Raw genomic sequence first — 10909 nt, 5'->3', positions numbered from 1 at the left:
CCTTAAAAAAGAGACATTCCAAAAGAATGTCTCTTCCCCCTATAAACTAATAACACTCATCATCCCCTCATGCGTAGCTTCCTCTATCGTCCGCGGACCAAGGCAATCCCCAATCTGCTTCACAATAGGTGCATGGCCTTTCATTTCTTCGAATAGTTCTGTGTTGGGTATGCGGCCAAGGGAGAGGACGATGGAGTCCCAGTTTGTTAGTTCTTGTTTTTGTTGGGTGAATAGGTTCCGGATGATGACGTGATTTTCTTTGATTGCCCCGATGTCGTAATGGGGTAGGAGTGTGACGTTTAGGTTGTATAGTTTTTTTAGGTATTCGTTCCTGAGATATTGATGGACGGTTTCGCCGATGTGCAGTCTTGATGATATGAGTGTGACTCCATGGCCTATTTCGGCTAGGTAGATGGCTGCTTCCATGCCGGGCCAGTCGCCGCCAAAGTCGAATACGAGTACGTTGTCCCCGACTTTTTTGGTTGAGCTGAAGAGGTCATCACTCATGATGATCCGTGGGTCATCGATTCCTTCGATGGCTGGTGTATAGGGCCGTGAGCCTGTTGCACAGATGATGGCGTCCGGATTCGATTCGGATATTTCCTGGGCGGTGGCTGTTTTGCCTAATTGCACATTTATATTGCTTCTCATTAGTTTCCTGGAGTAGTTATCGAGCATCGATTCTGCGAGTTCATGCCTCATCGGTGCTTTGCGCATGGTGCGAAGCAGGCCGCCGATTGATTTGCTTTGATCAATCAGTGTCACGGAATGACCTAGGTAGTCAGCAGTTATGGCTGCCTGTAATCCGCCGGGTCCGGCGCCGATGACGAGGACATTCTGTTTGTTTCTCGTTTTCTTTAATTCTGGTAAGATCCATGCTTCTTTACCTGTTGTCGGGTTTTGGACACAGCCAATCGGCAGTCCTTTATGATAGTGACCGATACAGGCTTGTAAACAGCCGATGCATGCATCGATTGCCTGCAGGTCGCCATCTTTTGCTTTGTTGGGCATGTCTGGGTCGACGATTAAGGCCCTGGTCATTCCGACGACATCGGCTTTTCCGGTGGATACGATCTGTTCCGCTTCAACGGGGTCGACGATTCGATTGCCGACAAAGACCGGGACGGCTCCTGCCATCCTGATTTTGAATCCATGTGGAGATAGGTAAGCGTGCTTTATCGGTGATGGCGGCACGATATGGGTTGATCCCTCAAAGGTACTTGAATCTCCGGCTGTGACATTGATGAAATCCAATCGGACTTTCTCAGCGAGATATTCGACGATTTGCACGGAATCCTTCATCGTTGTCCCGTCCATCGTCAGTTCATCTGAACTCATGCGAATGCCGACGGTAAAGTCTTCCCCGACTCTTTCCCATACCTTCTCCAATATTTCCACGATGAATCGCATCCGGTTTTCAAATGATCCTCCATAGTGATCGGTGCGTTTATTTGTATGCTGTGACCAAAACTGGGCAGGAAGATATCCGTGTGAACAGCAAATTTCCACTCCATCAAGTCCGCCTTCCTTTGCCAGCTGTGCTGAATGGGCGAACCCTTCAATCACTCCTTCAATATCCTCCAAACTCATTGGTTTTGGCATCACGCCAAAGCGCAGGCTGGGAACGGCTGAAGGCGCCCATGCCGCATTTCGATAGTCGCTCGATACGACTTCCCTTCCGCCATGAAATAGCTGCGAGAAAACCTTCGTTCCATACTTATGAAGCGTTTCGGAAAGCTCTTTGTAGGCATCGACGATTCTTTGGTCATAGCCTGCGATCGTTTTGGACGTAAGCATGCCGGATGGATGTACGGATGCCGCTTCAAGGATGATTAATCCGACGCCTCCTTTAGCACGGGCTTCATGATAGGCGACCATATCCGAAGTGGGGATTCCGTCCGTGACATGATTTGTTTGATGTGCTGTACTTAAGATCCGGTTTTTTAATTCAGTAGAACCGATCGTTAATTTGGTAAACAGATTCTTGAATTGTGCCATATACATGACCACTCCCTAATGTTAGATAGAATGAGAGTATAGAGGGCATCCATTCGCCCCCTACCTATCCCTATACAGGTTCAATATGCAATAACCATGCCGTTTGGGGAATGTGGTTTCATATTCGTTTTTTTACTTGGATAAAGAGGGTATGGCTCATGGATATAGTATTTTATATATAGATAACTGAACCTTTTTTGGAAAGTGGTGATTCATAAAAGGTTCAGCATTAGATTGGTTGATATAGAGACATTCGTCGCTTATGAATATGACACTTATCTCTTTTCGTATCAAAAAGTGTAACAAAATCGGTTCGAAATCAAAATATGGGGTGATGTGATGGAAGTAAAAAAGGAATCACTAATTGTATTTTCCGATATTTCTATTTTGGATGTGAAAGCATTATTGAAAATTAATTCTTCGCCTTTTATTGTCATGAAAAATCACTTGGAAATCCTCGGCATATTGGATGAAGGTTTCTTTTTGAAGAGATTGGATAGCGATGGTCAAAATCAGGAAATCATGGCTTATCTTAATTCATCGTTTGTCGTCGTTGATGATTTAGATAAGCTAAGTGAAGAGGATATGAGCATCTATGATTTTGTAATTCAACATAATGATAACGAATATAGCTGCCATCCGATCTCTGAAGTCAGGGAAATGCTGCTTAAAAAGAAGATGAAGAGCTTAATCAGTCTAAATGAATCACTGCAGAAAGAGCTGGAGGTGACAAGAAAGAAGGTAAAGGAGCTCACGCAAATTCTGCATTCCAGCTATGATGAAATTTTCGTGACGGATGCGAATGGGGACACGTTATTCGTGAGTGAAGCGTGCAAGAAGCTTACTGGGCTGCCGCCGGAGGCCTTTATTAATAAGAACATTAAAGAGCTGGTCGAAAAGGGACTGATCAATAATTCGGTTACATTAAAAACGATGAAAACGAAAGCGATCCATTCAGCTGAACAAACCTATCCGCATGGAGTGACTGTATTCTGCACAGCAAAGCCGATTTTTGATGAAGAGGGGAACTTATATAGAATCGTTTCGAACTCCAGGGATATCACGGAATTGGTTGAGATGAAAAGTCAATTGAACAGAGTGAAGCTTAGGAACCAGCGGGCCCAGCATGAAAATTCGAGAACCGTTTCATTCAATAACTTCATTACAAATTCGGATAAGATGATAAAGGTTTTGGAATTAGCTGAAAAAGTCGCCCCGATGGATTCCTCGATCTTCATCCATGGAGAAACAGGAGTCGGAAAAGGGGTTTTAGCAAGGGTCATTCATGATCTCAGCAGCAGAAAGGATAAGAATTTCATTCAAGTGAATTGCGGCGCGATTCCATCGGCTTTAATTGAGTCCGAGCTGTTTGGCTACGAAAGCGGTGCATTTACGGGAGCTAATAAGCATGGGAAAAAGGGGCTTGTTGAGAGTGCTGATGGAGGCACGTTGTTTCTTGATGAAATCGGGGAAATGCCGCTCGACATTCAAGTGAAAATCCTCCATTTGGTCCAGGATCGAACATTCATGAAGGTGGGAGGAACGAAGGAGAAAAAGGTGAATATCCGCATCATCTCCGCTACGAATAAAGACTTGAAGCAAATGTTCAAGATTAATCAATTTCGTGAAGATCTATACTATCGGCTGCATGTCGTTCCAATGGAAATACCGCAGCTGCGTGAGCGGAAGGAAGATATCTTATTATTAACCGATTATTTTCTGAAGAAATTCAATGAAAAATACGGTCAATCCATCACGATCGATGATCATTCCAAGTTAATTCTGCAGCTGCAGGATTACCCGGGCAATGTTCGGGAGTTGGAAAATGTAATTGAACAAATCGTCGTGACGGCTAGAAAGCCTATCGTAACGATAGAGGATTTGCCTTCCGATTTAACCTACAAAGATACGGCTCTGGTCAATTTAACAGGAATCATTCCCTTGAAAAAAGCATTAGAGGAAACGGAAAAGCAATTATTGTCACAGGCCCTTTCCACCTATAAATCAACCAGAAAAATGGCCAAGGCCCTGGGGGTCAGCCAAACGACGATCATGCGCAAACTGGGAAAATACCAATTTAGCTATCAGGACGATTAATAATAAATTAACCTCCGTTAAAATCTGAATATTCAAAAACTTGGTATGGATATTGCATATTTAATGATTGATTATTTCTATTTTGATAAGGGGGTCAAGAAATGGGTGAGCTGATTTTCTCTTTAAGCTATGGGGGTTCCTTAATTGTCATGGGGTGGATCACGAAGGTTTTCCTAGTAAGAATGAAAAGAAATCAAGAAGAAATAAAAGCAAAAGATCCGATTGAAAAGGTGGGGATGTAAGTGGCCTTTCTCCTTGGTATTATCATATCCTTTTGTGTGTATGTCTCGATTGGCATCTTTTTATTCAGGAAAGTGAAAAGCTCAGAGGAATACTATGTTTCTGGTCGAAGCGGAAACACATTGATGATAACGGGTACGCTTGTTGCCTCTTTCCTAAGTACGGTATCTTTCATGGGAGAAGCGGGATTTTCCTATGAAGGGTATCCGATCCTGCTGCTTATCCTCGTTATTTTTAATGCAAGCGGCTATATATTCGGAGTGTTCCTGTTTGGCAGGTATTTAAGAAGAAGCAAATCATTGACCGTTCCTGAATTTTTTGGTAACCGCTTTCATTCTAAGAAGGTAAGGCTGGCGGCTGCGATCACGACGATTCTCGGAATCGCTGCATACTTGGTTGCCGTTACTCAAGGGGCAGCCGTGTTATTGGCCGAGGTTTCGGGTGTTTCCTATCCAATGGCTCTGGTGATCATGTGGATCGTGTATTCATCCTTCACCATTCTTTCAGGTGCGAAGGGTGTTATGGTCAATGATACGGTGATGTTCTTTTTATTCTCGATCGCAACGTATCTTAGTTTTCCTTATATCATCAAATCCGCAGGCGGGTTCCCAGATGCCGTTATGAAAGCGGCAAACCTGGCTGAACGACCTGATTTATTAAGCTGGCATGGCATTACCGGACCTGCCGCAACGATGGGCACTCCTTGGGAAGCATTGGCCTGGGCCGTCATCATGGGCTTGGTCTGGGGCATTGTCATAGCAGTGAGTCCATGGCAAAGCAGCCGATATTTAATGGCCAGAAATGAACATGTTGCCATCCGGGCCGGCGTTTGGGCAACGATATCCATTTTGACCGTCTATTTGTTTCTCCATATCAGCATATCGACAGTCACCACCATTAAAGCGGATATTGCCCCGACGGAAAAGGTATTCATTTGGGCAGCGATGAATATTGTCCCGACATGGCTTGGAGTCATCATCGTCAGCGGCATCATGGCTGCGGCCTTATCATCCTGTTCGAGTTTCCTTCAGATTATAGGAAGCAGCATTACACGGGATATAATGGAACAATCGCGGAAAAAGGAATACACAGATCATCACTTATTACGGGCCAGCCGCATTTCCATGGTTGTGATCAGTTTAATCATCTTATTGATTGGATTGTTCCAGCCGCCTGCCGTCATGTGGATTGGCTACTTTGCGGCTACACTTTTTGCGGCATCATGGGGACCGATTGCCATATCAAGCGTATTCTCAAAGAAGGTAACGAAGGAAGGCGCATTTTGGAGTATCGTATTCGGCTTCGTTGGCGTGATACTCGGAGAAAGTCTCGGCATGTTCGGAATAAGCCTTCCCGTTTACTTCAATCCTGTCATCATAGGTTTAATCTTAAGCATAGGCGCACTTATCATTGGCTCCAAATATGGAACGATCACCATCGAAGAAAGGGAGTTTCAGGCAAATATCCTTCAAACCCCGATTGAAATAGACGAGCAGAAAGAAATGAACATCACCCGCAGATATCCAGCTTATTTAATGATCAGCGGCGTCATGATCATCATGGTTACACTGGTATTTTATTATTGGCCGATTAATATGAATTGATAGATTGAACGAAACTATTGTACGGGCAGGGGAAATCCCTGCCTTTTTTTGACTGAAAAAAAGTGTCCAGGTTTCCCTAGACACATTAAGGATGAATCGTAACCGGTGTCCCGATTGGAACGATTCTTGATAATTCCTCCACGTCCCGATTATGCATGCGAATACAGCCTTTTGAGACGGCTTTACCGATCGAGCTGGGATCATTCGTTCCATGAATGCCATAATGTTCTTTTGATAAACTCATCCACATTGTCCCGAATGGGCCTCCGGGGTTGGGGTCTTTATTAATGATGATGAATTGTCCTACTGGTGTACCGAAAAGCATTCTTCCAACAGCAATCGGGTATTGCTTTTGCAATACTCCATTTTTAAGCAGCCTTAGCTTACGATTGTTAACGGACACATCGATCTGAAATGGAATGGTATCAGCCGGAGGAAAACCAGGGATCATGATGGGTTGACCAATATTAATGACATTTGGATTTATGGTCGGGTTAGCAGCGATGATTTCAGATAGCGGTTTCCGGTAGTCCCTGGATATCTGTGTCAGTGTTTCACCTGGTTTAACTGTATGAATCAGTCTGAACACCTCCATAGGTTATAGTGGTCATGTTCCATTCTATGTAAATTTTTAAAAGTGTTTCGTAACTCGCTGTTATCTGTTTTTAATAAAACTTATATGTTAAGTAACTAAGCCGAAAAGAAACCGAAATGTTCTTTTGATAAAATAAGTTTTTAGCGAGATGGATTTTTTGTTAGTTAAAGAGGGGGAATAAGGGTGGAGGAACATGTGAAAAAGGCTTTAGTAGAATGGAATGAAGAAATCAGTGATGTATTAAATGGGATAGAAAAAGAGTATGAAGAAGTTAAGCGTGACCTTCAGGTTTATTCCTATAAATTCAATATTACTAAACAAGTTGTGCAATCCACTATAAATGATGAAATTATTCGAAACATCCGCGAGCTCTATCATAAACCTTTTGAACAAAAATTGAACGAATTGAAAGAGTCGATAAAAGAGCTGGAAGAAAAGAGAAAGGTTTTTCAAATGTTTGTCGATAAAATCGAAAAGGTTAGTGAAAGAGAAGAAGGAAAACCGCAAATATCAGTCATATAAGACAGCGAAGGGCAGGATACTCATAAGTACTCTACTATTCTATACCCAAAAACAAGGCAGCGAATATACCTGCTTTTTTTTGCTGGAATAGCAAAAAGCGTCCCTTGTTTACCCCAACATTAACCCGGGTACACTATCCTATAAAAAGGAAATGGGGGAATTCTATGTGGAATGCGGTCTTTTGGGGAGGGGTATCAGGTTCTGCCGTCCTGCTTGGCGCACTTGCCGCCATCCTCATCCCGATAAAGAAAAACATCATTGGCTATATTATGGCCTTTGGTACGGGTGTATTGATTGGTGCCGCGGCATATGAGCTGCTTGCTGATTCGGTGAGTGATGGAGGAATCTGGGCGACGGGTATCGGATTCATAGCAGGGGCCGCCGTGTTTACTGCCTTGGATTTTCTTATTTCCAAAAAAGGTGCGGATAAAAGGAAACGGTCCAATAATAGCTCTTCGAAGGAAGCGGGCATAGCCATTTTCATCGGGACGGTGATGGATGCCATACCGGAGTCGATCATGATTGGCGCAAGCTTAATAAGCGGCGGCTCGGTAAGCTGGCTATTGGTCATTGCCATCTTCATCAGTAATATTCCGGAGGGGCTCTCAAGTACGACAGGTCTGCTCAAAAGTGATTACTCCAAGAAGAAAATCATGCTGCTGTGGTTTTCCGTCCTGGTCATTTCGGCACTATCCTCGATGTCGGGCTATCTATTCCTCGATCATGCCCCGGACTATGTCCTGGCAGCGATGGCAGCATTTGCAGGCGGCGGAATCATCGCCATGATTGCCTCAACGATGATGCCTGAAGCATATGAAGACGGAGGACCGATCACGGGCATATTCACCGCAGCCGGTCTGCTTATCTCTTTGGTTCTGGATTCGATGTGAGATTGTCCCCTTGGAAGGAAGGGGGGCAATTTTTTTGTGTATAAATTCTATCATAGAAGGAAATGCACAAGGAAATCTATCTCGAAAAAAGAATTGCTGGTGTTAAAATATCATTTCAAAACATACACTCTTCATATAGATTTTAGACATTGAGGAGATGTTAGAAATGAACTTCGAGATGCAAATAGCGAATATGCTGGCTGATAATTTAAATGGTTTCATTACATTCGTCCGGGAAAATCATGAAAATGAAAATAATTGCTTTTGTTTAAATAGAGATAAATTGTATCAATTGAAGCTTCTTGTTGAGGAGTTTAAGTTTCAAGTATTGGCCGATGAACTTAAACGGATCAACCGGTTTACCTGGGATGAAAACTATACGCACTTATTAGTTGATAGATTCAGAAAAGGGATGGCAATCATTGAAGAGTACGTTGAAAATAACTACAGCGATTTATTCATTTTCACCGCTAGACTTTACACGTTGAATAGCCTCAGCTTAACCTTTTGCAAGGAGGAAGAATCAATAGTCAGCTAATTAGGGCACCCGCGAAAAAAAGAAGAGCACATATTATGTGCTCTTCTTTTTTTTCATTATAGGGATAGTTGACCAAAAAGATTCTAATTCTATATGCTCCGAGCCCTATCTTATTTGCTTGGCATCGTAGAGATATATTTTTTGACCACTTCATAAACATATTCTTGATTGGCTGCTGCTGTATTAGGGTTATATTTACCGCCATTCACTTTATTATTGGATAGCACCCGTATACCTAGGAAGGGCACATCGTAAGCTTTGGCGATTTGTGCTGCCGAAGCTCCTTCCATTTCTTCAACAGATGTACCATATTTCGTATGGAACCATTTAATCCGATCCACTTCATTATTCCAAACGTCTGCAGAACCGATAGTACCATCGACAACCTTACCTTTTGTGTAGGTATCTTTAACTGCATGAGCAGCTGCGAGTAAATCCTTATCTCCTTCGTAGAAGCGTGGTTTTTCAGCGTTAGGATCTTCTCCTGCACTTCCTTCAGAAGCCATTAGGTCCATTGGTTTCCAAACGGTTGGATCGATTCCTTCGTTTTCAGCTTTATCTGCCGTTTTTAATGAACCTAGGTTTACCGTCCTTTTTCCTAGAACAATATCAAAAACGTTTAAGCTTGGATCATGTCCGCCTGATGTCCCTTGATTGATGATGGCAATAGGGTTATATCTTTCAATGGCCAATGCTGTAGCGGCAGCCGTATTTTCCATCCCTTTACCTGTTTTTGCAACGATTACAGGATAATTGTCTAAAGTTCCTATGTAAAATACAAAATCTCCTGACTTTTCTTTTTTAACATTTTTTAACCTTTTCGCGAAATTTTCAGCTTCGATTGGCATTGGACCTTGAATCATGATCGGCCTTTGTGTCTTTTTCTCGACCGTTTCATTTTTGGAAGCAGAACTGCAAGCTGCAATCACCGACACGAAAAGTAAAGTAATGATTCCTAATAGAGTGTACTTTTTTAACATGTTTTTTCTCTCCTTAAAAACAAATTATCCAATTGTTTGAAACACTCGCAATTGTGGTCAAAGAAAAAGGTCCAGAACGGCAGAATGAATGCTGCCTTCTAGACCTACGATAGTCAAAGTATAGATAATCAAGCAAAAGTGAAGCGATTGCTAAATCATTAGCTGCCAAAAAGCGGGCGGCCGAATACTTTAACTCGTAGTCTAGTTCTTTAACTGGGAACCAGGTAGAAACGCTCAGACCATATTTCCGAGCATATACGAGTAATGATATGTATGATTATTACTTTGCTAATATAACAAACAAATGAAAGATAATCAACATAAAAGTGAACATTAAAATATAAATATAATTTAATGTTCGTGTTTAAGGGGGTCTGATTCGATAATAACGTTGATTTCCACTCCAGGCACTCGCTTTCCGCGGGCGATCGTGGAGCCTCCTCGGCTCGCGCCTGCGGGGTCCCCATTGGCCACGCTTTTCCCGCAGGAGTCTCGTATCTTACGTTCCAATCAACTTTGTTTTAAAAGATAGAAATCTTTTTTGTCTACAGTTTTTTGAGTCAGTGTATCCACTCCAGGCACTCGCTTTCCGCGGGCGGTCGTGGAGCCTCCTCGGCTTGCGCCTGCGGGGTCTCCCCTAGACGCGCTTTTCCCGCAGGAGTCTCGTACCTTCCGTTCCAATCAACTTTGTTTTAAAAGATAGAAATCTTTTTTGTCTACAGTTTTTTTGAGTTAGTGTATCCACTCCAGGCACTCGCTTTCCGCGGGCGATCGTGGAGCCTCCTCGGCTTGCGCCTGCGGGGTCCCCATTGGCCACGCTTTTCCCGCAGGAGTCTCGTATCTTACGTTCCAATCACTGGAACTTCTTTTTTAAGAAATATTGTAGGGTCTGGCGGTCCATCAACTTTCCGGTAAAAGGAGTTCCGAATTGCTCTCGCCCAGAGCCAAAATTTTAAAGGTAAACTAGTTTACTCTTCATAGTTTTTTTCAGTATTCCTTAAAGGGTTGAAGAGATTTGCGACACACCTGCCGAATAACGGTTAGCCAAGACCCCACAGGCGCATGCTTTGATGAGCTTGGCAGACAGTCGGTGGAAAGGGAACGGGTTTCTGCAATAATCTGAAATGTTTTCTTGGAAAAACTGTAGGCTAGTCTCACCCGAATTATGTTTATGACTAGATTATCCTTTAAGTTTTTTTCTGTAATCCCTTAAAGGATGGAAGAGATTTGCGACACTCCTGCCGAATAACTGGCTAGCCAAGACCCCACAGGCGCATGCGCCGAGGAGGCTTGGCAGACAGTCGGCGGAAAGGGAGCGGATCTCTGAAATCAATGGAATCTTTTCTTGAAAAAACTGTAGGCTAGTCTCAATTATGTTTAGACTAGTTTATCCTTTAAGTTTTTTTCAGTAATCCTTATTGGAATGAAGAAATTTGCGACACTCC

The 10909-nt window shown here is 43.0% G+C and carries 10 protein-coding genes and 1 riboswitch; of the genes, 6 read left to right on the top strand and 4 right to left on the bottom strand.

Going from position 1 to position 10909, the window contains the following annotated elements; genetic code table 11:
- Nucleotides 1-39 precede the first annotated feature (39 nt).
- Nucleotides 40-1998: an oxidoreductase gene (locus tag AC2YHV_RS07710; RefSeq protein WP_487372954.1), complete on the bottom strand. Its 1959-nt coding sequence runs from the start codon at nucleotides 1996-1998 to the stop codon at nucleotides 40-42.
- 339 nt (nucleotides 1999-2337) lie between these two features.
- Here AC2YHV_RS07710 and AC2YHV_RS07705 point away from each other — a divergent pair, with 339 nt between their 5' ends.
- From AC2YHV_RS07705 to AC2YHV_RS07695, 3 genes are all read left to right on the top strand, one after another.
- Entirely contained in the window at nucleotides 2338-4095 is a 1758-nt protein-coding gene (locus AC2YHV_RS07705) for a sigma-54 interaction domain-containing protein (protein WP_487372953.1), read from the top strand.
- Nucleotides 4096-4196: 101 nt separating this feature from the next.
- Entirely contained in the window at nucleotides 4197-4337 is a 141-nt protein-coding gene (locus tag AC2YHV_RS07700; protein ID WP_153246165.1) for a hypothetical protein, read from the top strand.
- A complete protein-coding gene (locus AC2YHV_RS07695; protein ID WP_487372952.1) occupies nucleotides 4338-5939 on the top strand; it encodes a sodium:solute symporter family protein in 1602 nt (533 codons plus the stop codon).
- Between the two features lie 85 nt (nucleotides 5940-6024).
- Here AC2YHV_RS07695 and AC2YHV_RS07690 read toward each other — a convergent pair whose 3' ends face one another.
- Nucleotides 6025-6519, bottom strand: coding sequence for a L,D-transpeptidase family protein (locus AC2YHV_RS07690; protein WP_487372988.1), 495 nt, complete (start codon nucleotides 6517-6519; stop codon nucleotides 6025-6027).
- Nucleotides 6520-6717: 198 nt separating this feature from the next.
- Here AC2YHV_RS07690 and AC2YHV_RS07685 point away from each other — a divergent pair, with 198 nt between their 5' ends.
- The 3 genes from AC2YHV_RS07685 (at nucleotide 6718) to AC2YHV_RS07675 (ending at nucleotide 8484) form a co-directional block, all read left to right on the top strand.
- Entirely contained in the window at nucleotides 6718-7056 is a 339-nt protein-coding gene (locus tag AC2YHV_RS07685; RefSeq protein WP_057276953.1) for a hypothetical protein, read from the top strand.
- Between the two features lie 164 nt (nucleotides 7057-7220).
- Nucleotides 7221-7946 carry a ZIP family metal transporter gene (locus AC2YHV_RS07680; RefSeq protein WP_487372951.1) on the top strand — a complete coding sequence of 242 codons (726 nt, stop codon included), beginning with the start codon at nucleotides 7221-7223 and terminating at the stop codon, nucleotides 7944-7946.
- A 166-nt stretch (nucleotides 7947-8112) separates the two neighbouring features.
- Entirely contained in the window at nucleotides 8113-8484 is a 372-nt protein-coding gene (locus tag AC2YHV_RS07675; protein ID WP_487372950.1) for a hypothetical protein, read from the top strand.
- Nucleotides 8485-8594: 110 nt separating this feature from the next.
- Here the strand turns inward: AC2YHV_RS07675 and AC2YHV_RS07670 are convergent, their stop codons facing one another.
- Together AC2YHV_RS07670 and AC2YHV_RS07665 are read right to left on the bottom strand one after the other, a co-directional pair.
- Nucleotides 8595-9464 carry a 5'-methylthioadenosine/S-adenosylhomocysteine nucleosidase gene (locus AC2YHV_RS07670; protein ID WP_487372949.1) on the bottom strand — a complete coding sequence of 290 codons (870 nt, stop codon included), beginning with the start codon at nucleotides 9462-9464 and terminating at the stop codon, nucleotides 8595-8597.
- Between the two features lie 177 nt (nucleotides 9465-9641).
- Nucleotides 9642-9745: riboswitch (purine riboswitch) on the bottom strand.
- A 356-nt stretch (nucleotides 9746-10101) separates the two neighbouring features.
- Nucleotides 10102-10317 (bottom strand): hypothetical protein, encoded by a 216-nt coding sequence (locus AC2YHV_RS07665; RefSeq protein WP_487372948.1) that lies wholly within the window; start codon nucleotides 10315-10317, stop codon nucleotides 10102-10104.
- Nucleotides 10318-10909 lie beyond the last annotated feature (592 nt).

It is taken from the genome of Peribacillus sp. SRI_006 (assembly GCF_057586375.1).
This window is presented reverse-complemented; position numbering and strand designations above follow the sequence as displayed.

What these genes read in the sequence shown, in the direction of transcription:
- AC2YHV_RS07710 (WP_487372954.1), bottom strand. Translation starts at nt 1,998, where the DNA reads ATGGCACAATTCAAGAATCTGTTTACCAAATTAACGATCGGTTCTACT.
- AC2YHV_RS07705 (WP_487372953.1), top strand. Translation starts at nt 2,338, where the DNA reads ATGGAAGTAAAAAAGGAATCACTAATTGTATTTTCCGATATTTCTATT.
- AC2YHV_RS07700 (WP_153246165.1), top strand. Translation starts at nt 4,197, where the DNA reads ATGGGTGAGCTGATTTTCTCTTTAAGCTATGGGGGTTCCTTAATTGTC.
- AC2YHV_RS07680 (WP_487372951.1), top strand. Translation starts at nt 7,221, where the DNA reads ATGTGGAATGCGGTCTTTTGGGGAGGGGTATCAGGTTCTGCCGTCCTG.
- AC2YHV_RS07675 (WP_487372950.1), top strand. Translation starts at nt 8,113, where the DNA reads ATGAACTTCGAGATGCAAATAGCGAATATGCTGGCTGATAATTTAAAT.
- AC2YHV_RS07670 (WP_487372949.1), bottom strand. Translation starts at nt 9,464, where the DNA reads ATGTTAAAAAAGTACACTCTATTAGGAATCATTACTTTACTTTTCGTG.